A 22025-nucleotide genomic window follows, 5' to 3' on the forward strand; every position below is an offset into this window, starting at 1 on the left:
GCGGTGAACCGACCCTCCTCGAAGTCCACGTCCACGCCGTCCAGAGCACGCACGATCGCCTCGCCCTTGCCGTACGTCTTGGTCAGGTTACGGGCGCGCACTGCGGGTGACGACCCAGGCGCGTACACGGTGTTGTCCATGCGGCAGACGCTACGGATCGGTGGCGTGCCGGGGCATCAGGCCGGGGTCTGGTCTTGGTCTGCCCCAGGGTCATACCTGGGTCGTACGCCCCCGGGGCGGCGCCTCAGGGTCAGCGCTTCAGTCCTGCGCCGTGAGCTCCAGGACGACGGCCTGCGCCGCGTGCAGCAGCGGCAGCCGCAGGCCGACCGAGCCGAGCGCGGCGCCGGGCACCACGGCGGTGTCCGCCGCCGCGCCGTCGGCCCCCGCGCCCGCCAACGCGTCGAACAGCGGCGGGGCGTCGCGGGGGAGCGGGCCGGGTAGCGGCAGGGAGACGCGATAGCGCCGTCCGGGGTCGAGCCCGGGCACCCGCTGCAGCGCCGGCAGCGCCCGGTCACCCGTCACGGAACGCGCCACCCGCACCACGGCCCGGCTCCGGTCCGGTGCCACGATCACGGTCGCGCTCGTCCCGGCGTCGCCGGTCGGCGGGTGGTGCACGTCGCCCGAGTGCAGCAGCGGCCGCAGCCGCCGGTAGGCGGCGACGCCCGCCCGGATCCGGTCCAGCTCGTCCGGGGCGCACTCCGTCAGGTCCCACTCGATGCCGAAGTGGCCCAGCAGCGCCACGGCGATCCGCAGGTCCAGGCCCGTGGCGCGCCTCGTGGTGTGCGCCACGGGCGGGCCCACGTGCGTGCCGACGAGCTCCGGGGGCAGCAGCAGCTCGGTCCAGCGCTGGATGGCCAGGCGCTCGACCGGGTCGTTCGTGTCCGAGGCCCACACCCGGTCGGTGTGCTCCAGGACGCCGAGGTCCACGCGGGCCCCGCCCGACGCGCACGCCTCGATCTCCAGGCCCGGGTGCCGGTCCCGGAGCGCGGCCAGCAGCCGGTAGACCGCCGCGGTGTGCCGGTGCACGTTCGCGCGGCCGGCGGTCACCGCCTCGATGAGGTCTCGGTTCTGGTCCCACTTGACGTAGTCGAGCCGGTACTCGGTCACGAGCGCGGAGACTGCCTTCAGCAGGTGGTCGAACACGTCGGCCCGCGACACGTCGAGCACGTACTGGTTGCGCCAGGGGCGCACCTCGTTCCCGATCGGCTGCAGCAGCCAGTCCGGGTGCGCGCGGGCGAGCTCCGAGTCCAGGCTGACCATCTCGGGCTCGAGCCACAGCCCGAACTCCATGCCCCGCTCCCGGACCACCTCGACCAGGGGGTGCAGCCCGTCCGGCCACGGCCCCGGGTCGACGCGCCAGTCGCCCAGGCCGGCGGAGTCGTCGCGGCGGCCCAGGAACCAGCCGTCGTCGAGCACGAACCGCTCCACGCCGACGTCGGCCGCGACCCGGGCGAGCCGCGTGAGCTTGCCGAGGTCGTGGTCGAAGTAGACGGCCTCCCAGGTGTTCAGCGTGACGGGGCGGGGGCGGCGCGGGTGGTGCGGCCGGCCGCGCACGTACCGGTGGAACCGGTGCCCGAGGCCGTCGAGCCCCGCGTCGCTCCACACGAACAGCGCGGCGGGGGTGCGGAACGCGGCGCCGGGCTCGACGGTGATCTCGCCGGGCCGCAGCAGCGGGCCCGCGCCGAGCACGGTGCGGCTCTCGGGCAGGGCGTCGACGCGGTGCACCGAGTCGCCGCTCCAGGCGAGGTGCACGGCCCACAGCTCGCCCCGGGCGTCGTCGAACCCGGGGGTGCCGACCGCGAGGACGAGCGGGGAGTCGTGCCCGGTGCGGCCGCGGCGCGACTCGCGCGCGTGGCTGCCCTGCGCGAGCGGACGGCGCTGCGGCGTGCGCTCGCGCGTCCAGCGTCCGGAGAAGTCCAGCACCTCTGTCGCCAGGTCGCCGACCGGCAGCGTCGCCTCCAGGATCGCGAGGTCCACCGGTTCGGCGCCCGTGTTGTGCAGCTCGTGCGTCACGGCGAGCACCCCCGACGGATCGAGGGCGAGGTCGACGACGACGCGCAGCCCGGCCGCCTCGGCGGTGACCCGCAGGTGCCGCTCGTCGGCCTCGGCGGCGGTGCGGCGCCAGCGGGGCAGCAGGGCGCGGCGCCCCACGTGGCCGGCCAGGCCGGGGCGGCCCTCCCAGCCGTCGTGCTCGCCGGGCAGCACCGTGAGCGGCCACGGCCCGTCGAGCGCGCTCGGCGACGCCGGGCGCGCGACCGACCGGAGCAGACGCCGCGCGTCGGCGGGGTGGAGCGGGCCGAGGTCCTGGCCCCAGTGCACCACCTCCGGCAGGCCGTCCTGGGGCAGCGCGACGACGACGCCGACGCCGGCCGCGCGCAGCACGTGCACGTCGGGCGTCACTCGGCGGCGCTCTCGCGCAGCACGACGACGCGCCCGGCGGGCACCAGCGCGGTGCCGTCGAACGTCGCGTCGTCGTCGAGGAGCGAGCGGCCGGACACGGCCACGGTCTCGTCGGCGTCCGAGTGGTTGATCAGGAACAGGACGTCGCCGTCGGGGGTGTTCCGGCGGACCGCCTCGATCCCGGTCCCCGCCTCGACGGCGCGGGGCAGCCCGAGCTCGTCGATGAGCCGGTCGGCGACGCGCGTGGCCGAGTCGAGCGGGAGCTGCGCGGAGACGTACCAGGCCGCACCGTCGCCGACGGCGTTGCGGGTCACCGCCGCCCGGCCGGCGGAGTCTCCGTCGGCGTAGGTGACGACGGCCTCGGCGCCGCGCAGGTTCGTGTCCTCGCTCCAGTCGGTCACCCGGCCGCCGTCGGACAGGAGCACCGACTCGTCGGCCTGGAGCGGGCGGAACTCCTCGGTCGTCACCCCGAGCAGGTTGCGGAACGCACCGGGGTAGCCGCCGCCGCGCACGCGGCTGGTCTCGTCGACGATCCCGGAGAGGTAGGTGGCGAGCACGGTGCCCCCGGCGCGCACGAACGCGTCGACCCGCGCGGCCTGCGCGTCCGAGACCACGAGCAGCGTGGGCAGCACCACGAGGTCGTAGCCGTCGAGGTCGGCGTCGACGGGGAGCACGTCGACCAGCACCTGCCGCTGCCAGAACACCCGGTGCCAGAGCCGGGTCTCGCGGGCGTACCGCAGGGCGCGGTGCGGCTTGAGCCCTTGCTGGAGCGCCCACGCCGACTCCTCGTCGACCAGGAGCGCGACCTTCGCGGGCTCCACGGGCGCACCCGCGATGCCCCGGAGCCGGCGCAGCGCGGACCCCAGCGCCACGACCTCGCGCCACACGCGGCTCTCGGTGCCCGCGTGGGGCAGCATCGCCGAGTGGAACTGCTCGGTGCCCGCGGTGGAGGCGCGCCACTGGAAGAACATCGCGCCGTCCGACCCGCGGGCCACGTGCGCCAGGGCGTTGCGCAGGATCTCGCCCGGGGCCTTGGCGCGGTTGCGCTGCTGCCAGCTCGGCGCCCCCGTCGAGTGCTCCATGAGCAGCCACGGCTCGCGCGCCCGGGTCAGCCCGCGCATCCGGTCGGCCGCGAACGCGAGGTCCTGCTCGCGCACCGGGTCGTCCACGATCGTGTAGTGGTCGTTGGCCACGACGTCGACGTGCCCGGCCCAGTCCGAGTAGTCCACGACGTGCCCGCCGGAGCCCACCATGAAGTTGGTGGTGACGGGCACGGCGCTGTGCCGGCGCAGCACCTCCGCCTCGGCCAGGTAGTGCTCCAGCAGCTCGTCGGAGGAGAACCGCTCGAAGGCGAGGAACAGCCCCGGGTTGGCCTTGTGCTTGTCGCCCCGGGGTGGCTCGATGTGCTCGATGTCGGCGAAGGTGTGCCCCCAGAACGCCGTGCCCCACGCGGCGTTGATCGCCTCGACCGTGCCGTACTGCGCGCGGAGCCACTCGCGGAACCGGGCCGCCGACACGTCGCACCAGCACCGCCCGTTGCCGCCGCCGAGCTCGTTGCTCACGTGCCACAGCCGCACCGCGGGGTGGTCGCCGTAGCGCTCGGCGAGCGCGGTCGTGATCCGCAGCGCGTGCTCCCGGAACACGGGCGAGCTCGCGCACCAGCCCAGCCGCCCGCCCGGGGCCTCCCGCTCGCCGTGGGCGTCGACCGGCAGCACCTCCGGGTGCGCGTGCAGCAGCCAGCTCGGCGGCGCCGCGGTCGGGGTGGCGAGGTCGACGGCGATGCCGGCGTCGTGCAGCAGCCCGATGATCTCGTCGAACCAGGCCCAGTCGTACTCGCCCTCGCGCGGTTCGAGCAGGCCCCAGGAGAAGACGCCGAGGGTGACGATGTTGACGCCGGCCTCCTGCATCAGCCGCACGTCCTCGCGCCACACGTCCGGTGACCACTGCTCGGGGTTGTAGTCGCCGCCGTAGCTCAGGCCGTCGGTGGGCCAGGCGGGCAGGTCGCGGCGGGTGTGGGGTCGGTCGGTCGCACGGCGGGCCACAGGGCATCCCCTTCGATGTCGGTGCGGGGACGGTTGCGCCCCCCGGTGCGTCAGACTTGTCGAGCGCCCACCTGTTTGTCAATACGCGAAACAAACAGCGGCCTCAGAACCGCAGCATCGTCCGGATGCCCACCACGGCGCCGCCGCGCGCCCACTCGTCGAACTGGAACGGCTGGACGTCCAGCGCCAGCGGCGGGATGCCCGGCGAACGCACCTCGTCGATCGTGGCCCGCACCTCGTCGCCCGCGAGCTCCATGACCACGAGCCCGTCGCCCGCGAGCACGATCTTCTGCGGGTCGAGCGCGTTCGCCACCGTGCCGACCAGCACCCCGAGCGCCTGCCCGGCGTCGGCGAAGGCGCGCCGGGCGGCCACGTGGCCCTCCCGCGCCAGCGCGACGGCGCCCGCGAAGTCGAGCCCGGGCATGCGCAGCGCGTCGACGATCGCCTGGTTGGGCAGCAGCGCGCTCACGCAGCCGCGGTGCCCCTGCCCGCAGATGGGTCCGGCCGAGTCGACGCGCAGGTGGTCGAGCCGCCCCGCGCGCCCGTGGTGGCCGGTGACCACCCGGTCGTCGACCACGAACCCGAAGCCGACGCCGGTGCCCACGGTGATCAGCGCCAGCGAGGTGCAGCCCACCCCGGCGCCGAACCAGTGCTCGGTGGCCGTCAGGGCTCGCACGTCGTTCTCGGCGCCCGTGGGGATGCCGAGCCGCTCGGTGAGTCGTTCGGCCAGGTGCACGTCCTTCCAGCCCAGGAACGGCGAGTCGGTGACCACCTGACGCCCGTCGACGACGGCGAGGTCGCCCGCCAGGGCGATCCCGCCGGCCACGATCGAGCCGAACCGCCCGGCGAACCCGGCGTGGACGGCGACGATCTGGTCGATCACGGCGTCCGGGTCCCGCACGGGGATGGGCTCCTCGTGGCTCGCCACGATGCGGGCGCCGAGGTCGGTGACGACGGCGAACAGGGCGTCGCCGGTGAGCTTGACGCCCAGGAAGTGCCGGGCCGCGTGCCGCACCAGGAGCAGCTCGCTCGGGCGCCCTGTCGCGCCGCGCAGCTCGACCTCGCCCTCGGTGACCAGGCCGTGGTCCATGAGCGCCCGGGTGACGCGGGTCAGGCTCGCGCGGGACACGCCGAGCCGGCGCGCGATCTCCGCGCGGGGCAGCGGGCCGTGGATGAGCAGCTCGCGCAGCGCGTTGCGCTCGGCGTCGCCGAGTGCGGGCCAGCCTCGTGACATCGCTTCCTCGTCTCTGGAGGGCTCGGATCCTATCCGCCCCGACTTTGTTTCAACAATTGACAAAGAGTAGGCGCGCCGCCAGACTCTGGTCCAGTCGGCGCCCGGCCGCCGACGAGTACCGATCAAAGGAGATCCCGATGCGAATCAGACCCCTCGTGGCGGGTGCGGCCACGGTCGCCAGCCTCGCCGTCCTGAGCGGCTGCGGCGCCGCGAGCGCCGACCCGGAGGGCCCCGTCACCCTGGAGTACTGGGCGTGGCCGGCCGGCAGCAAGACCGTCGTCGACGAGTGGAACGCGGCGAACCCGGACATCCAGGTGAAGCTGTCGGACGCGGGCGGCGGGGACGAGTCGTCCCAGAAGCTGCTGACGGCGTCGCGTGCGGGCAACGCGCCCGACCTGGCGCTCGTGGAGTACACGACGCTGCCGTCGCTCATCGTGGCGGACGTGCCGCTGGAGATCACCGACTACGTGGGTGACGTGCAGGACGCGTTCACCGAGGGCACCTGGGCGCAGACGACGTTCGACGGCGCCGTGTTCGGCGTGCCGCAGGACGTGGGCCCGATGGCGCTGGTGTTCCGCGAGGACCGCTTCGAGGAGCTCGGCGTGCCGGTGCCCACCACGTGGGAGGAGTTCCGCGAGGCCGCCGCCGCGGTCAAGGAGGCCGACCCGGACTCCGTCATCACCAGCCTGCCGCCCACCGAGTTCGGCTTCTTCGCCGGTGTGGCCACGCAGGCGGGCGGGCAGTGGTGGTCCGTCAACGGCGAGGAGTGGTCGGTCGGGATCGCCGACGAGGCGTCCCTGGAGGTGGCGGACTACTTCGAGGAGCTGGCCACCGAGGGGCTGATCCAGACGGAGCCGCTGCTGACGCCCGAGTACAACGCGATGGTCAACGCGGGCACCATGCTCTCGTGGCCGTCGGCGGTGTGGGCGCCGGGCGTGATCGAGTCCGTGGCCCCCGACACCGCGGGGAGCTGGGCCATGGCGCCGCTGCCGCAGTGGACGCCGGGTGACACCGCGGTCGCGTACCAGGGCGGCTCCGCCCTCGTGGTCACCAAGGACAGCGAGCACCCCGAGGAGGCGGCGAAGTTCGCCACGTGGCTGAACGCGTCCGAGGAGGGCAACACGCTGCTCCTGGACGAGCAGAGCCTGTACCCGGCCTCCAGCCTCGGGCAGGAGATGGCGGAGAGCAACGACCCGCCGACCCTCATGCCGCAGCAGGACGACTTCTACGCGGTGTCCGCCGACATCTCCGCCCAGACCGTCCCGGTGACCTGGGGCCCGAACGTCAATCTCGCCAAGTCGGTGTTCGAGGACGAGCTGGGCAAGGCCATCCGCAACGGCACCCCCTGGCGCGACGCGTTCGTCGCCACGCAGGACGCGGTGGTGGCCGACATGAAGGAGACCGGGTTCGCTGTGAGCGACGGCTGACCTGGTGCCCGCGATGTCCACCACCCTGCAACCGGCGCGCCGCCGTCCCCGACGGCGGCAGGTGGCGCCCTACCTGTTCACCGCCCCCGCGGTCATCCTGTACGTCGCGTTCATGCTCGTGCCCGTCGGCTACGCCGTCTGGCTGAGCCTGCGCGCCTACCGCATCGAGGGCGCCCTGCTCGGGCGCAAGACCGAGGTGTTCGTCGGCCTCGACAACTACGTCGCGGTGCTGACCAACCCGGAGTTCGCGGCGGGCTTCGGCCGGCTCGCGGTCTACGGCATCATCGCCGTGCCGCTCACGCTCGGCCTGGCGCTCCTGTTCGCCCTCGTGCTGGACACGCCGGCGGCCCGCCTCAAGCGGTTCGGCCGCACGGCGATCTTCATCCCGTACGCGGTACCCGGCGTCGTCGCGGCCCTGCTGTGGGGCTTCATGTACCTGCCGAGCACCAGCCCGTTCTCGTACGTCACGCGGGCGCTCGGCCTCGGCACCATCGGTTTCCTCGACGGCCCCGGGCTGTTCGGCTCGCTGGCGAACATCGCGATCTGGGGCGGCGTCGGGTTCAACATGATCATCATCTACACCTCGCTGCGGTCCATCCCCGGCGAGATCTACGAGTCCGCGCGGCTCGACGGTGCCGGCGAGGTGCAGATCGCGCTGCGGATCAAGGTGCCGCTCGTGGTGCCGGCGCTCGTGCTCACCGGTGTGTTCTCGCTGATCGGCACGCTGCAGCTGTACAGCGAGCCCGCCACGCTCCAGCCCATGACGAGTGCCATCTCCAACACGTGGGTGCCGCTGATGACCATCTACCGCGACGCGTTCGGCACCGACGACCTGCCCCAGGCGGCCGCGGCGTCGACCGTGCTCGCCGTGGGCACCGTGCTGGTCTCGGTGGTCATCCTGCGGATCGTGAACCGCAAGCGCATGGGGGTCGAGCGATGAGCGTCACCACCACCCGCCCGGCTCCGGCGTCGGCCGTGCGGGGCCCGTCCGACCGGGCGCGCTCGCGGGCGCGCCGGGGCGGCTGGGGCGTGCTGCCGACGATCGTGCTGCTCGTGGGCGCGTTCTACTGCCTCGTCCCCGTGCTCTGGGTCTACGTCGCGTCGACCAAGACCCGCGGCGAGCTGTTCACCACGTTCACCTTCGCTCCCGGCACCGGGCTGGGGGAGAACCTGACGGCGCTGTTCGCCTACGAGGGCGGGCAGTACCTGCTGTGGTGCCTCAACTCGCTGATCTACTCCGGCGTCGGGTCGCTGCTCTCGGTGCTCGTCTCGACGATGGCCGGGTACGGGCTGGCCAAGTACGAGTTCCGGGGGCGCTCGTTCCTGTTCCTGTCGATCCTGGCCGGCGTGCTCATCCCGGGCATCGTGCTGGCCGTGCCGCAGTACCTGCTGCTGTCCCAGCTCGGGCTCGTCGGCACGCACTGGTCGGTGCTGCTGCCATCCGTCGTCAGCCCGTTCGGCATCTACCTGTCACGGGTGTACGCGATGTCGGCGGTGCCGCAGGAGACGCTGGAGGCCGCGCGGATCGACGGCGCGGGCGAGTGGCGGATCTTCCAACGGATCGTGCTGCCGCTCATGGTGCCGGGCATGGTCACGGTGTTCCTGCTGCAGTTCATCGGCACCTGGAACAACTTCCTGCTGCCGTACATCATGCTCTCGGACCAGAGCCGCTACCCGCTCACCGTCGGGCTGTTCACGCTGCTGGCCAAGGGGTCGAGCTCCCCGGCGCTCTACTCGGTGGCGATCACGGGGGCGGCGGTCTCGATCATCCCGCTGCTCGCACTCGTGCTGTTCCTGCAGCGCTACTGGCGCCTCGACCTCGTCTCGGGCGGGCTCAAGGGCTAGCGGACGCCGGCCGTCGGGCGCCCGGTACCCGGGTGCCCGACGGCGGGGGAGGGCTCAGGCGTCCCAGGCGATCGTGAACTCGGCGAGGTCGATCCGGCCGTCCTGGTCGTGGTCGGCCTTGCCGAAGATCTCGTCGAGGTCCTTGTCGGTGGTCTCCTCGCCCCGGGTGGCCATCGCCTGGCGGAACTCGTCCGCGGTGATGCGGCCGTCGCCGTCGGAGTCGAACTCGACGAAGGTGCGGGTGAGCTCGTCGTCGGCAGCCATGCTGATACCTCGCAAAGTCGGGAACAATTCGAACCGTATGCAACCACATATCGGTTTGATCGGTTGTGGAATTGCTGGGCGGTAAGTCCGGTACGGTGCGGCGTGCTGACCGTCGAGAACCGGAGGACCGGAGCATGAGGCTGTACGCGGCCGCCCCCGCACGGGGCGCTCGGCAGGCGCTCGGTGACCTGCTGCTGCTCGCCTGGATCGCGGGCTGGGCCTGGGCCGGGCGCGAGGTCTGGGCGGCGACCATGGAGCTGGGCGCCCCGGGCCGTGCGACGGCGTCCGCGGCCGGCGAGATGGCGGGCCGGTTCCACGACGTGGAGGGCCGGATCGGTGGCATCCCGGGCGTGGGCGACGACCTGGCCGCACCCTTCAGCGGGGCCGCCGACGCCGCGGAGAGCCTCGCGGCGGCGGGCCGCTCCCAGGCCGAGACGGTCGCCGACGTCGCGCTGCTCGCCGGGATCGCCGTGTTCCTGCTCCCGGTGCTGCTGGTCGCGGTGCTCTACGTGCCGCTGCGGGTCCGGTTCGTGCGACGGGCGAGCGCCGGCCGCCGCCTGCTCGACGCCGACCCGGCGCTCCTGGCGCTGCGGGCCCTGACGAACCAGCCGTTGCGCGCCCTGACCAGGGTCTCCGACGACCCCGTGCGGGACTGGCGCGAGGACGACCCCGCCGTCGTGCGCCGGCTCGCCGACCTCGAGCTGCGCAGCCTCGGGCTGCGCCGGTAGCCGTAGTCTTGCGGCGTGCATCACTCATCGGCTGACGGCGTCCGACGTATCGACTTCCTCCCCTGGGAGTACGACCCCGCCTCGCCGGAGGGTGAGGCGCAGGCCGCCCGGCAGCGCGAGCTGACCGGCGCCGGGGCCGAGATCGCCGCCGGTGCCTTCGTCGCACCGAACGCCGCGGTGTTCTGTGACTCGCTCGTGCTCGGTGAGCGCAGCTACGTCGCCGCCCTCGCCTACCTCTCGGGTGACCTGACGATCGGCGCGGACTGCTCGGTCAACCCGTTCGCCGTGGTCCGCGGCGAGATCCGGATGGGCGACGGCGTGCGCATCGGCGCGCACAGCTCGATCCTCGGCTTCAACCACCGCATGGACAACGACCGCCCGGTGTTCCGGCAGGGCACCTGGAGCAAGGGCATCACCATCGGCGACGACGTCTGGATCGGCTCCAACGCCACGATCCTGGACGGCGTGACCGTGGGCGACCACGTGGTGGTCGCGGCCGGCGCCGTGGTCACGAAGGACGTGCCCGACTGGGCCGTGGTGGCCGGCAACCCCGCGCGCGTGCTGCGGGACCGCCGGGCCGAGACCAAGGCCGGGACCGTCCCCGACCTCGCCGACCGCCTGGCCGCGTTCGGCGACCGTGCCCGCGAGCAGGCTGCCGACCTGCTGGCCCGCTGCTACGAGGACGGCCGGTTCGTGGACCGCCCGGCCGCCGCTGCGGGCCCGCTCGCCCCGGCCGTGCGCCCGTGGGCGGACGCCGTCGAGCTGGCCGACCTGCTGCTCGGCACCCCGCCGCCCGGGTTCGACGCCGCGGACCTGGTCCGTCGCCTCACCGCACGCCAGGACCCGGCCACGGGCCTGATCCCGGAGGGCGACCTGTCCGACGAGGGGCTCGGTGAGCCGGGCCGGACGGCCGCGCCGCTCTCGGCCACGGACGGCGACGCCGCCTACCACGTGCTCAGCGTCGGCTACGCGGTGCGGCTGCTCGGCGCGCGGCTGCCGTACCCGGTCCGCGCCGTCCACGAGCTGGCTGACCGCGACCTGGTCGCGGCCCTCGACGCCCGCGACTGGGGCGCCCAGGCCTGGGGGAGCGGCGCCGCCGTCGACTCCCTGGGCACGGCGTGCGCCCTGAACATCGCCGACTTCTCCGCCGAGCTGCCCGACGGCGGCGTCGGCCCGCTCTACGGCCTCCTGGGCTGGCTGACCGCCAAGGCGGACCCGGCCACGGGACTGTGGGGCGCGCCGCAGCCCGGGTCGCGCTGGCTCCAGGCCGTCAACGGCTTCTACCGCCTCACGCGCGGCTCGTACGCTCAGCTCGGCCTGCCGCTGCCCTACCCGGAGGCGGCGATCGACACCGTGCTGGAGCACGCGGCCGACCCCGCGCTCGCCACCCCGGAGGGCTGGACCGCCTGCAACGTGCTCGACATCGTGCACCCGCTGTGGCTCGCGGCGAAACAGACCTCGCACCGGCGCGCGGAGGGCGAGGCCTGGGCCCGCGCCCAGCTCGACCAGGCGCTGCGAAGCTGGGCGGACGGTGCCGGCGTCGCCTTCGCGCCGCGCGGCGACGGCGCCGACGGCGTGCCCGGCCTCCAGGGCACCGAGATGTGGCTGAGCATCGTCTGGTACCTGGCCGACTACCTCGGCGCCGCCGACGCGCTCGGGTACCGGCCGCGGGGCGTGCACAACCCGGACCCGCTGGTGCGGGTCGCGTGAGCGGCCTTCCCGCGCAGCCGGCCGTCCGTCACGTCCGCGTCCTGGCGGCGCCGCCCGTGCGGCCGGCGCCCCTGGACCTGGGTGACCCCGCCGGCGCAGCGGGCGCCGTCCGCCTCACGGACCGGTACGTGGAGCGGGACGGGCGGCCCTGGTTCCCCGTGATGGGCGAGTACCACTTCAGCCGGGACGAGCCGGAGCAGTGGGAGACCGAGCTGCGCAAGATGCGGTCCGGCGGGGTCGGCGTCGTGGCGACCTACCTGCTGTGGATCCTGCACGAGGAGGATCGCGGGCACGTGCGCTGGGACGGCGCGTGCGACGTGCGCCGGTTCGTGCGCACGGCGGGCCGCGTGGGCCTCGACGTCGTGCTCCGCATCGGCCCGTGGGCGCACGGCGAGACCCGCAACGGCGGGTTCCCGGACTGGCTGCAGGCGCTGCCCGTGGCGCACCGCACGAACGACCCCGCCTACGTGGACCTCGTGCGCGGCTGGTACACGGCGATCGCGGAGCAGGTGCGCGACCTGATGCATCCCGGCGGCCCCGTGGTCGGCATCCAGGTCGACAACGAGCTCTACGACCAGCCCGAGCACCTCGCCACCCTGCGCGACCTCGCCGAGGAAGCCGGCCTGCGTGTGCCGCTGTGGCTCGCGACCGGGTGGGGCGGCGCCGAGCTGCCGCCCGGCCGCGTGCTGCCGGTGTACGCGGGCTACTCCGACGGGTTCTGGGAGGAGTCCAGCACCGGTTGGCCCGAGTTCGGCGCCACGCACTACGTGTTCAGCACCGTGCGCGACGACCTCACCGTGGGCGCCGACCTGCGCGACGGCCCCGCCACGGCCCGGGCTGCTGACACGGCCGCGGACGGCGCCGCCGACCCGTGGCCGTTCGCCACCTGTGAGCTGGGCGGCGGCATGCAGGTCGCCTACCACCGGCGCCCGCTGGTGGACGCCGACGACGTCGCGGCGCTCGCCCTGACCAAGCTCGGCAGCGGCTCCGCGTGGCAGGGCTACTACCTCTACCACGGGTCCACCCAGGTGCTCGGGGAGCGCTCGACGACGCAGGAGTCGCACGCGACCGGCTACCCGAACGACCTGCCGCTGCGCGACTACGACTTCTGGGCCCCGCTCGGCTCGGCGGGGCAGCAGCGCCCGCACTTCCACGCGCTGCGCCGCCAGCACCTGTTCCTCCAGGCGTTCGGTGCGGACCTGGCGACCTACCCGGTGGTGCTGCCGCCCGGCGGTGCCTCCGGGGACGACGTGCGCTGGTCCGTCCGCGGCGACGGCGAGCGCGGCTACCTCTTCGTCAACAACCACCAGCCCGCCGCCGCGCCGCTGGCGGACGTCGACGGGGTCCGGTTCGACGTCGACCTCGGCGACCACCGCGTGACCGTCCCGGTCGCGCCCGGCACGCTGCGGGCCGGCGTCGCGGCGGCGTGGCCGCTGCGCCAGCCGTTCGGGACGGTCCCGGCGCTCACCGTCCCGGCGCAGCCGATCACGTCGCTGGAGACCCCGGACGGCCCCGTGGTCCTGTTCGCGGCGACCGACGGCATCGACGTCGAGCTGCAGATCGAGGGCGTGCCCGCCGCCGCCGTCAGCGGCGCCACGACCCGCCAGGAGGGCGCGCTCGTCATCGCGACGCCGGACGCGGCGCCGGGACTGGCCGCCGAGGTCGTCGTCGGCGGCACCACGCTGGTGTTCCTGCCGCCGGACCTGGCCGACGCCGTCTGGAAGGGCACGATCGGCGGGCGCGAGAGCCTCGTGCTGTGGCGCGGCAGCGGCTGGTTCGACGGGGACTCGTTCCGCGTCGAGGCCGACGCCGCCGACCGGACGATCGACGTGCTGCCCGGCCTCGTGCCGGGTGGCCCCGCCGCAGTACCAGGGGAGGGCAGCCGCTTCACGCGGTACGCGGTCCCGGGCGAGGAGGTCACCCGGCCGCTGCCCGCACCCCGGTTCGACGCCGTGGTCGCGCCGGTGCGCACGGGCGGCAGCGCGGGCCGCCTGTCCGCCCCGGCGGACGCCGACTTCGCGGCGCTCACCCCCGTCCGCGTGCCCGTGCCCGACGACGTCTTCGCCGACGCCGAGCGGGTGCTGCTGCGCCTGGACTGGACCGGCGACGCGATGCGCGTTCACGCGGGCGAGACGCTGATCGCCGACCAGTTCTGGTCGGGCCGCGCGTTCGACGTCGACCTCACGCCGCACCGCGAGCAGATCGCGGCGGAGGGTCTGTGGCTGCGCGCGTTCGCCTGGTCGCCCGCGGCCGGGGTGCACGTCGACCCGCGGGTGCGGCCGGCGGGCGAGGCGCCGGTGCTGGAGGTGCGGTCGGCGTCGGTGCGCGTGGTCCGGACGCGGGCGCTGCGCTGAGTCAGCTGTTCTGTACGGCCGCGATGGCGACGGCGGCGCTCGCGGTGGCCACCGCCACCGTAGTGCGGGTGACCGCCTCGCCGGCGGCCGACGCGCCCCAGTCGCCCTGCTCCAGCTCCTTGCCGCGCGTGTGGACGGCGCCCGACCACGGGATGTCGCGGTGCAGCACCGGCAGGCTCCCGCTGGCCGAGAGCAGGGCCGCGAGCACCGCCGTGCGCGGGTCGGGCTCGGCGCCGTCGGCCAGCACGGGGCGGACGGCGGCGACCAGCTCCGCCCGGCGCGGCGTGCCGCCGTCGGACAGGGCGGTGGTGGGGATGAACCCGAGCGCCTTGCGCTTCTCGCGGCCCACGTGGCCGCGCTCGACGAGCCGGTCCAGCACCGGCTCGCGCAGCCGCGGGCCCACCTCGGCGAGGAACGTCTGCGCGCCACGCGGCTTCTCGACCAGCGGCTCCCAGCGCTCGCGCAGCAGCGGGTCGGCGGGCGGGCTGCCGGCCACGGCGCTCACCCTGGGGCCGGTCAGGCCCGGCTTGCCGTCGATGGTGACGTTGCCGTCCAGCGCGAGCTCGGTGAGCACCGCTCCGGCCAGCGTGTAGAACAGCGTGTTCTCGCCGGCGATGGTGCCCGACCGGGGGTCGAACAGCAGCAGGAGGAGGTCCTCGGCGATCAGCGGGGTCTCGGGCGTGGTCGGTGCGGTCATCGTGTCGTCCGTCCGTCGGGGTCGGGTCTCGGGGTGCCGGCCTCGAGTCGTTCGTCAGTCTCTCCGGTGACGATCAGGTGCGCGCGGTAGAGCACCTCGAGCTGGGCCGGGTTGTACAGCTCGCGCAGCGCCGGGACGATGGCGCTCTCCGTCCGGCCGGGCCCGTGCAGCGAGTGCGACTCGGCCTCGCCGAGCGCGGGATACGCCGTGAGCTGGTCGCGCAGCAGGGGCGCGATGCGCTCGGCGAGCGCCTGCCTGGTCGTGAGGTCGGCGTCGGCGGTCAGCGCCTGGAACTCGTCGTCGGTGTCCGTCGCCGGCTGCTCGTGCATCATCGTGCGCAGGGCGTCCATGGCGTCGTCGTCGAACACCTGGGCGTAGATCATCAGCATCGACCGGTCGACGTCGGACAGCTCGCCCGCGACGGCGCTGAACCCGGCGGGCAGGTCCGCCGGGGCGCGGTGCCGCAGGATCACCGCGAGCTCGGCCCGCACGCGCTGGAGCCGCGTGATCGTCGCCTCCAGCTCGGAGTCGAGCACGCGCAGCGCCTCGTCAGGGTCCTGGTCGGCGCGGCCCATGGAGGCGATCTGCGCGAGCGGCACGCCGAGGCCGCTCAGCCGCTTGATCTGCAGCAGCCGCACCAGGTGCGCCGTCTCGTACTGCTTGTACCCGTTGGACCGGCGGGCGGGCTCGTCCAGCAGGCCGATCTCGTGGTAGTGCCGGACGGCCTTGACGGTGGTTCCCGCGATCTCCGCGAGCTGACGAGTGCTCCAGGCCACGGTTCGCTCCTCTCGGTCCGCCGGCGGGAACGCCGACCGACAAGAGTTCAAACCATGCCCCAGGGGCACGGTCAAGTGCACCGGGCGGCGCGCCCGCCCCGTACCGAGGGCGGGCGCGCCGGACGGCGTCAGAACTGGCCGGGCACGTAGCCACCGGCGGGCTGCCGGTTGATGACGTTGATCCGGTTGTACGCGTTGATGAGCGCGATCAGGGAGATCAGCGCGGCGAGCTGGTCCTCGTCGAAGTGCTTGGCCGCCAGGGTCCAGGTCTCGTCCGAGACCCCGCCCGACGCGTCCGCGAGCCGCGTCCCCTCCTCGGCCAGCTCGAGTGCGGCCCGCTCCGGCTCGGTGAACACCGTCGCCTCGCGCCAGGTGGCGACCAGGTTGAGGCGGAGCTGCGTCTCGCCCGCGGCGAGGGCGTCCTTGGTGTGCATGTCGGTGCAGAACCCGCAGCCGTTGATCTGGCTGGCCCGGATCTTCACGAGCTCCTGGGTGACGGCGGGCAGCGTCGAGTCCACGATGAGCTTGTTCGCGGAGTTGAGGTGCCGCAGGACCTTTCCGGCGAGGGGGTTGCCGAAGTAGTCGATCCTGGCTTCCATGTGTTTCTGCCTCCTTGGTCAGGGTGGACCCGGAGCCGGGCCCGCACACCTGACCGGGACCGGCCCGGAAACGTGACCGGCCGCGACGGAGCAGGCCTGTCTGCCCGTGGCGAATCCACCTCCCGTCGCGCCCGCCGCGAGGTGTGTGATGGGCCCATGGACGGTTCCGAGGCCCTGGACGCCTACTCGGCGTCGATCGTGCGCGTCGTCGACGCCGTGCTGCCGTCGGTCGCCGCGGTCTCGGTGCGCACGCCGCGTCGGGCCGGTGCCGGCAGCGCCTCCGTGATCCCGGGGGAGCGGCTGCTGCTCACCAGCGCGCACGTCGTGGAGGGCGACGGCGAGGTGCGGGCTGCCTTCTCCGACGGGTCCGAGGTCGCGGCCCGGGTGGTCGGTCGCGACCCGCTCTCCGACCTCGCGGTGCTCCGGGCGGACGACGTCGTGCCGCCCGCGCTGACCCTCGGCGACGCGGCGACCCTCCGCGTGGGCCAGCTCGTCGTCGCGCTCGGCAACCCCCGCGGCCTGGCCGGCAGCGTCACCGCCGGCATCGTGTCCGCCCTGGGCCGCTCCCTGCCCACCGGGGCCGGCCGGATCATCGACGAGGTGGTGCAGACCGACGCCGCGCTCAACCCCGGCAACAGCGGCGGGGCGCTCGCGGACACGGCCGGCCGGCTCGTCGGCGTCAACACCGCCGTCGCGGGCATCGGCCTCGGGCTGGCGGTGCCGGTCAACGCCACGACCCGCGCGATCATCGACACCCTGGTGCGCGACGGGCGGGTGCGGCGCGCCTGGCTCGGCATCGCCGGCGCGCAGGTGGTGCTGCCCGAGCCCGTCGCGGAACGGGTCGGTTCCAGGACGGGCATGCGGGTGGCGGAGGTCATCGCGCGCTCGCCCGCCGACCTCGCGGGCATCCGCCGCGGCGACATCCTCGTGGCGATCGACGGTGCCACCGTGGTGACCACCACCGCCGTGCAGCGGCTCATGGTGGGCGACGCCATCGGCCGGCGCACCGAGGTGACCGTGTGGCGCAACGGCGCCCTCGTCGACGCGGTGGTGCTCCCGGAGGAGCTCGTCTCCGCGTCGTGAGGGCGCCGCCCCGCCGTCAGGCGGCGGCGTCCACCACGAGCCGGGCCAGCTCCGCGGGCCGCGTGAACATGGGCCAGTGGCCGGAGTCGAGGTCGACCAGGTCGACCCGCTTGGCCCGGGCGAGCTCCGGCACGTCGCCCGAGTCGATCCACTCCTGGGCCTGGGCGGGCGAGAACTCCGGGCACACGACCACGACGGGCACGCCGAACCGGCGCTCGTCGGTCAGGTGCACCACACCCTTGGCGACCCCTTCGGGCACCGGCACGGCCCGCGCCGAGAAGGCGGCCCGGGCCGCGGCGTCCAGGTCGTCCGAGTCCGGCCCCGCGAACGGCTCCCAGCCCGGGAACGGCATCACGCCGTCCGTGACCGGGAACAGGTCGGCGTAGGGCTTGCCGTCGTCCCACGGGAACCCACCGATCAGCACGACGCCGGCCACGGCGTCCGGCCGCGCGTCGGCCGCCAGCCAGGCCAGGGTGCAGGCCGCGGAGTGCCCCACGACCAGCGGGCTGCCCGACGCCGCGTCCACGGCCGCGAGCACCGCGGCTACCTGGTCGTCCAGCGTGACGTCCGTGCGCCCGTCGCCCTGACCGGGCAGCGAGACCGGCACCGGCCGGTGGCCGAGCGCCTCGATCTGCGGGACGACGTCGTCCCAGGCCGAACCGTCGAGCCAGAGGCCGCCGATGAGCAGGATGTCCATGATTCTCTCCCGTACCGATAGAGCTGAGCTGAAGTCCGGCGCGACGCCGACCACACCCACCGTAGGACCGGTTCCGGACGATCCGCTTCCGGATCAAAAATCCTGTGCGACGCCGATGACTTTGCCGCGACGCTCCCGTCCAACCCCGTAGAAAATGCCCGCAGCAGGCCGCACCGTGCGGCCGTCACGACAGGAGATCCACCCCATGCGCACCATCGTCGCCACGCACTTCGTCTCGCTCGACGGCAAGGTCGACCCCACCGGCGGGGACCCCGAGCTGCACGACACGGCGTGGACCTATCGGACCGTGGAGCCCGTGCAGGAGGCCTACGAGCTCAAGGGCCGCGAGCAGGAGGAGGCCGGCGCGCTGCTGCTCGGCCGCGCCAGCTACCAGATGTTCGCCCCCGTCTGGCCCGACATGGCCGAGTTCACGCGCTACAACGAGCTGCCCAAGTACGTCGTCTCCACGACCCTCACCGACGCCGACCTGGCCGACAACTGGGGCGAGACCACCATCCTGCGCTCGCTGGACGACGTCGCCCGGCTCCGCGAGACCGACGGCGGCGAGATCCAGGTGCACGGCAGCGTCAGCCTCACCCGGGCGCTCGCGGACGCCGGCCTCGTCGACGCCTACCACCTGCTGGTCTTCCCGGTGATCCTGGGCCAGGGCAAGCCCCTGTTCAGCGACACCGACAAGCCCGCCCAGCGCCTGAAGCTCACCGAGCACGAGGCGTACTCCAACGGCATCCAGAAGCAGGTCTTCGAGGTGCTGCGCTGACATAGCCTGCAGGGGTGCCGTCCGAGACCAGCCCCACCGCACGCGCCCTGCGCACGCTGGAGATCCTCCAGACCCGCCCGGGCACGACGGCGGACGAGCTCGGCGCGCGGCTCGGTGTCACCGAGCGGGCCGCGCGCCGGTACGTCGAGATCCTCCGCGAGGCCGGGATCCCCGTCACGTCGCTCCGAGGGCCGCACGGCGGCTACCGGCTGGGGCGGGGCACCCGGCTGCCGCCGGTCACGTTCACCCAGACCGAGGCGCTCGGCCTGGTCATGGCCGTGCTCGACAGCCACCCCGAGGCCGACGACCTCGTCAGCACCGCGCTCGGCAAGGTGATCCGGGCCCTGCCCGAGGACGTCGGCCGGCAGGCCGCCACCCTGCGCGAGCACGCAGCCGCGGCTCCGGACCGGTACGCGGCCCGCCCGGACACGGCCGTCACCAGCGAGCTCGTGTCCGCCGTCGCCGCCCGACGGCGCGTACTGGTGACGTACCGCGGTGAGTCCGGCAGCGAGTGGGTCGCCGAGGTGGACCCCTGGGCCGTCGTCGTGCGCTACGGGCGCTGGTACCTGCTGTGCCACTCCCACCGCGCCGGCGCCGTCCGCACCTACCGCGTCGACCGGGTGCTCGCCGTCGAGCACACCGGCACCCCGTTCACGCCGCCCGCGGACCTCGACCCCGTCGTCGCGCTCGAGGAGCACCTCGGCACCGGGTGGCAGTTCAGCACACGCGTCGTCTTCGACGCCCCGCTCGCCGACGTCGCCCCGTGGATCGGCGCGCAGATGGGCCGGCTGGAGGCCGTGGGGGCGGAGCGGTGCGTGCTGACGGGCACCACCCGCAACCCCGCGATGTACGCGCAGGAGTGGCTGGCGAGCGTGCCGTTCGCGTTCCGGGTCGAGGACGGCCCGGAGCTGCGGGAGGCGGTGGCGGCCCTGGCGGCGCGCCTGTCGGCGGCGGTCGAGGACGGTCCCGGATGACCTCGGCCCGCGCCGGGGTCAGTCCCTCGCCCGCCGTTCCAGGTCGGCCAGGGCCGCCGGCAGGTCGGCCAGGGCGGCCAGGGCCAGGCCCTGACACAGGTCCACCACGCCGTCGTACACCCGGGAGTCGTGCGCGTACGCGCGGGCGTGGTCGCGCACGTGGCCGGCCAGCAGCAGGGCGTCCCGATGGTCGCCGAGCACGGACTGGATCCGGCGGCCCACGGAGCCCAGGTCCTTGGTGCCCTTCCCGAGCAGCCCGACGGGCTCGCGCGTGATCGCATCGCACGTGTGCCGCAGCCGGCGCGCGGCCTTGCGCAGCTCGTGGGCGGCGTCCGGGTCGGCGAGCCGGGGCGCCGTCCGCAGGGTGCGGACGGCCTGGCGGTGCGCCACCCGGCGGGCGGCCTTCTTGGCCGGCTGACCCGCCCGCGTGCCGAGCCGGGGGAGCGTGGCCCACTCGGCCAGCAGCCGGTCCAGGTCGCGGCTGTGCTCCGACCGGGTCCAGCGCACCGCGTCGTCGTGCGCATGCAGGTGGGCCGCCCACAGCGGGTCGACGAGCGCGGAACGGGGCTTGTCGTCGAGGCCGGCGGCGTCGGCGGCCGCCGCGGCCTGCCGTGCCCGGACCTCCAGGTCCCGCGCCTGACCTAGCACGTCGCCCCACTCCTTGAGCCGGGACCGCAGGGCCGCGGCGGCGTCCCGGTCCAGGTACCGGCGGAAGGCGGCCAGCACGTTGCGCAGCCGCCGCACCGAGGTGCGCAGCCGGTGCACGGCGTCGGGCTCGTCGGCCAGCGCCCGCGGCACGTCGTCCTGGATCTGACGCACCAGGTCGCCGATGGCGAGGGACAGCAGCTCGCCCGCGGTGTCAGGGCGGTTCGTGGTGGCGATCCCGCCAGGCTACCGCGCGGCACGTGCCGAACACCCGGGCGCGGGCCAGGAAAAACCCTGGGAACGCCGCACGGCCCGCTGGTACGTTGCCGCACATCATGATCGAGGTCGACAGACTCTAGCCGCCGAACTGCCGGTGGCACTCCAGCAGCCGGGCGCGGGCCGGACCCGCCCCCGGTCAGAGCCTCCCCGGCATGTTCGCGACGCACCGGCCATCGGTCATGGTCTCGTGCGCGCGCTCTGTCGACAGCCTCCCGCACGGTCCCGTGTCAGGTCGACCGTGCCCCTCGGTACCCGGCCTGCCTCGTGCTGCGCCGCCGCCGTCGACCCCCGCGTCCCGGGCCCTGCCCGTGGTCGGTCGCGCCCTCGGCCCCGCTGATCGGCAACCGCTCACGAAAGGCAAGTCCATGCAGCACCGAACCTCCCGCTCCCGCACCCGTTCACCGTCGCGCCCGCCGGGCGACCCGAACGTCGTCGACCTGACCGCCCGGAGCCGCTGGATGCGGATCCGCGAGCACCTGTCCGCGACCGGCAACCCGGACTTCCGGTTCCGGCAGGTCATCAGCGCCTGGCAGGGCTCGACGGCCGAGACGTTCGCGGACGTGCGCGCCCTCCCGCCGGGCCTGCGCGCCGAGCTGGCCGAACGGTTCGGGCCGCGGCTCCACCCGCTCACCGCCGTCGAGGTCCAGCGCGACGACCACGTCGAGAAGGTGCTGTTCGCGGCCGAGTCAGGGGCGCGCATCGAGACCGTGGTGTCGCACTACCGGGCCGGCTGGGACTCGATGTGCGTGTCGTCGCAGGCCGGGTGCGGGCTGGGCTGCACGTTCTGCGCGACCGGCGCGGTCGGGCTGGTCCGCAACCTGACCGCCGACGAGATCACCGCCCAGGTGATGCACCCGCGCTGGACCCGCGAGGGGCTGCCCCGGCCCGGGAGCGTCGCCTTCATGGGAATGGGTGAGGCGCTCGCGAACCCGCACGTCTTCGACGCGCTGACCCTGCTCACCGACCCGGGGTACGCCGGGCTGTCGGCGCGGCGGATCACCGTCTCCACCGTCGGCTTCGCGTCGAACCTCGACCGGCTGGTCGCGGAGCACCCGCAGGTCACCCTCACGCTGTCCGTGCACTCGCCGTTCCCCGGGCAGCGGGCCGAGCTCATCCCGCTCGAAGGCCGGTACCCGCTGGCGGACAACCTCGCGATCCTCGACCGGCACGTGCGCACGACCCGGCGCAAGGTGTACCTCGCGTACCTGCTCATCGCCGGCGTCAACGACGGCGAGGCCCACCTCGACGCGCTCGCCGACCTGGTACGGCGGCGGTCCCGGCCGGAGCTGTTCCACGTGAGCGTCATCCGGTACAACGTGGCGGCCGGCGGCGACCCCGCCTACCGGGCGCCGTCGACGCGGCTCGTCGAGGGATTCGTGCGCGGCCTCCTGGCCCGTGGGGTCCACGCGACCCGGCGCCGTCAGCTCGGGACGACGATCGACGCGGCGTGCGGCCAGCTGCACGCCCGCTACCTGTAGGGCGGGCTACACCGA

At 74.3% G+C, this 22025-nt stretch carries 19 protein-coding genes and 1 pseudogene; 10 read left to right on the plus strand and 10 right to left on the minus strand.

All coding sequences use genetic code 11. From position 1 onward, the window contains the following. From ACH47X_RS26285 to ACH47X_RS26300, 4 genes and pseudogenes are all read right to left on the minus strand, one after another. Window positions 1–140 (minus strand): annotated as a pseudogene (locus tag ACH47X_RS26285) (ABC transporter ATP-binding protein); the annotation flags it as partial. A 118-nt stretch (window positions 141–258) separates the two neighbouring features. Then, complete coding sequence (locus ACH47X_RS26290) at window positions 259–2400, minus strand: alpha-galactosidase (protein ID WP_397408309.1); 2142 nt, start codon at window positions 2398–2400, stop codon at window positions 259–261. Further along, window positions 2397–4442 carry a beta-galactosidase gene (locus ACH47X_RS26295; protein ID WP_397408311.1) on the minus strand — a complete coding sequence of 682 codons (2046 nt, stop codon included), beginning with the start codon at window positions 4440–4442 and terminating at the stop codon, window positions 2397–2399. The genes ACH47X_RS26290 and ACH47X_RS26295 overlap by 4 nt, the downstream gene beginning before the upstream one ends. 103 nt (window positions 4443–4545) lie before the next feature. Continuing rightward, complete coding sequence (locus tag ACH47X_RS26300) at window positions 4546–5676, minus strand: ROK family protein (protein ID WP_397408313.1); 1131 nt, start codon at window positions 5674–5676, stop codon at window positions 4546–4548. A gap of 137 nt (window positions 5677–5813) precedes the next feature. Here ACH47X_RS26300 and ACH47X_RS26305 point away from each other — a divergent pair, with 137 nt between their 5' ends. Genes ACH47X_RS26305 through ACH47X_RS26315 form a run of 3 tightly spaced genes read left to right on the plus strand, consistent with a single transcriptional unit; the run spans window position 5814 to window position 8948 of the window. Continuing rightward, window positions 5814–7103, plus strand: a complete 1290-nt coding sequence (locus ACH47X_RS26305) for an ABC transporter substrate-binding protein (RefSeq protein WP_397408315.1) — start codon at window positions 5814–5816, stop codon at window positions 7101–7103. A gap of 13 nt (window positions 7104–7116) precedes the next feature. Continuing rightward, window positions 7117–8043, plus strand: coding sequence for a carbohydrate ABC transporter permease (locus ACH47X_RS26310; RefSeq protein ID WP_397408317.1), 927 nt, complete (start codon window positions 7117–7119; stop codon window positions 8041–8043). Further along, window positions 8040–8948 (plus strand): carbohydrate ABC transporter permease, encoded by a 909-nt coding sequence (locus ACH47X_RS26315; protein ID WP_397408319.1) that lies wholly within the window; start codon window positions 8040–8042, stop codon window positions 8946–8948. Before ACH47X_RS26310 ends, ACH47X_RS26315 begins: the two co-directional genes overlap by 4 nt. 54 nt (window positions 8949–9002) lie before the next feature. Here ACH47X_RS26315 and ACH47X_RS26320 read toward each other — a convergent pair whose 3' ends face one another. Then, the gene (locus tag ACH47X_RS26320; protein WP_397408321.1) at window positions 9003–9212 is read right to left on the minus strand and encodes an EF-hand domain-containing protein; all 210 of its coding nucleotides are present in this window, start codon (window positions 9210–9212) and stop codon (window positions 9003–9005) included. Between the two features lie 134 nt (window positions 9213–9346). Between ACH47X_RS26320 and ACH47X_RS26325 the strand changes: the two genes are divergently transcribed. From ACH47X_RS26325 to ACH47X_RS26335, 3 genes are read left to right on the plus strand one after another with little or no spacing between them, the layout of a single operon-like run. Beyond that, complete coding sequence (locus ACH47X_RS26325; RefSeq protein ID WP_397408323.1) at window positions 9347–9940, plus strand: hypothetical protein; 594 nt, start codon at window positions 9347–9349, stop codon at window positions 9938–9940. 15 nt (window positions 9941–9955) lie between these two features. Continuing rightward, a complete protein-coding gene (locus ACH47X_RS26330) occupies window positions 9956–11650 on the plus strand; it encodes an acyltransferase (protein ID WP_397408324.1) in 1695 nt (564 codons plus the stop codon). Continuing rightward, a complete protein-coding gene (locus ACH47X_RS26335) occupies window positions 11647–14004 on the plus strand; it encodes a beta-galactosidase (RefSeq protein ID WP_397408326.1) in 2358 nt (785 codons plus the stop codon). Before ACH47X_RS26330 ends, ACH47X_RS26335 begins: the two co-directional genes overlap by 4 nt. A gap of 1 nt (window position 14005) precedes the next feature. Here ACH47X_RS26335 and ACH47X_RS26340 read toward each other — a convergent pair whose 3' ends face one another. The 3 genes from ACH47X_RS26340 to ACH47X_RS26350 all read right to left on the minus strand — a co-directional run bounded on the left by ACH47X_RS26340 (window position 14006) and on the right by ACH47X_RS26350 (window position 16076). Continuing rightward, complete coding sequence (locus ACH47X_RS26340; protein WP_397408328.1) at window positions 14006–14701, minus strand: GOLPH3/VPS74 family protein; 696 nt, start codon at window positions 14699–14701, stop codon at window positions 14006–14008. Beyond that, on the minus strand, window positions 14698–15477 hold the full coding sequence (locus tag ACH47X_RS26345) for a helix-turn-helix domain-containing protein (protein WP_397408330.1): 780 nt from the start codon (window positions 15475–15477) through the stop codon (window positions 14698–14700). Before ACH47X_RS26345 ends, ACH47X_RS26340 begins: the two co-directional genes overlap by 4 nt. A 128-nt stretch (window positions 15478–15605) precedes the next feature. After that, on the minus strand, window positions 15606–16076 hold the full coding sequence (locus ACH47X_RS26350) for a carboxymuconolactone decarboxylase family protein (protein WP_036969038.1): 471 nt from the start codon (window positions 16074–16076) through the stop codon (window positions 15606–15608). A gap of 156 nt (window positions 16077–16232) precedes the next feature. Between ACH47X_RS26350 and ACH47X_RS26355 the strand changes: the two genes are divergently transcribed. Further along, the gene (locus tag ACH47X_RS26355; RefSeq protein WP_397408332.1) at window positions 16233–17159 is read left to right on the plus strand and encodes a S1C family serine protease; all 927 of its coding nucleotides are present in this window, start codon (window positions 16233–16235) and stop codon (window positions 17157–17159) included. 16 nt (window positions 17160–17175) lie between these two features. On the opposite strand, the gene ACH47X_RS26360 is transcribed toward ACH47X_RS26355, so the two are convergent. Then, the gene (locus tag ACH47X_RS26360) at window positions 17176–17856 is read right to left on the minus strand and encodes an alpha/beta fold hydrolase (RefSeq protein WP_397408334.1); all 681 of its coding nucleotides are present in this window, start codon (window positions 17854–17856) and stop codon (window positions 17176–17178) included. A gap of 205 nt (window positions 17857–18061) precedes the next feature. Between ACH47X_RS26360 and ACH47X_RS26365 the strand changes: the two genes are divergently transcribed. Together ACH47X_RS26365 and ACH47X_RS26370 are read left to right on the plus strand one after the other, a co-directional pair. Continuing rightward, window positions 18062–18634: a dihydrofolate reductase family protein gene (locus ACH47X_RS26365; RefSeq protein ID WP_397408336.1), complete on the plus strand. Its 573-nt coding sequence runs from the start codon at window positions 18062–18064 to the stop codon at window positions 18632–18634. A 14-nt stretch (window positions 18635–18648) separates the two neighbouring features. Then, window positions 18649–19608 carry a helix-turn-helix transcriptional regulator gene (locus ACH47X_RS26370; protein WP_397408338.1) on the plus strand — a complete coding sequence of 320 codons (960 nt, stop codon included), beginning with the start codon at window positions 18649–18651 and terminating at the stop codon, window positions 19606–19608. 18 nt (window positions 19609–19626) lie between these two features. Here ACH47X_RS26370 and ACH47X_RS26375 read toward each other — a convergent pair whose 3' ends face one another. Beyond that, on the minus strand, window positions 19627–20490 hold the full coding sequence (locus ACH47X_RS26375; RefSeq protein ID WP_397408354.1) for a CHAD domain-containing protein: 864 nt from the start codon (window positions 20488–20490) through the stop codon (window positions 19627–19629). 407 nt (window positions 20491–20897) lie between these two features. Here ACH47X_RS26375 and ACH47X_RS26380 point away from each other — a divergent pair, with 407 nt between their 5' ends. Then, the gene (locus ACH47X_RS26380) at window positions 20898–22010 is read left to right on the plus strand and encodes a radical SAM protein (protein ID WP_397408340.1); all 1113 of its coding nucleotides are present in this window, start codon (window positions 20898–20900) and stop codon (window positions 22008–22010) included. Window positions 22011–22025 lie beyond the last annotated feature (15 nt).

Origin of the sequence: Promicromonospora kroppenstedtii (assembly GCF_044389675.1) — a bacterium.
Taxonomy (GTDB): Bacteria; Actinomycetota; Actinomycetes; order Actinomycetales; family Cellulomonadaceae; genus Promicromonospora; species Promicromonospora kroppenstedtii.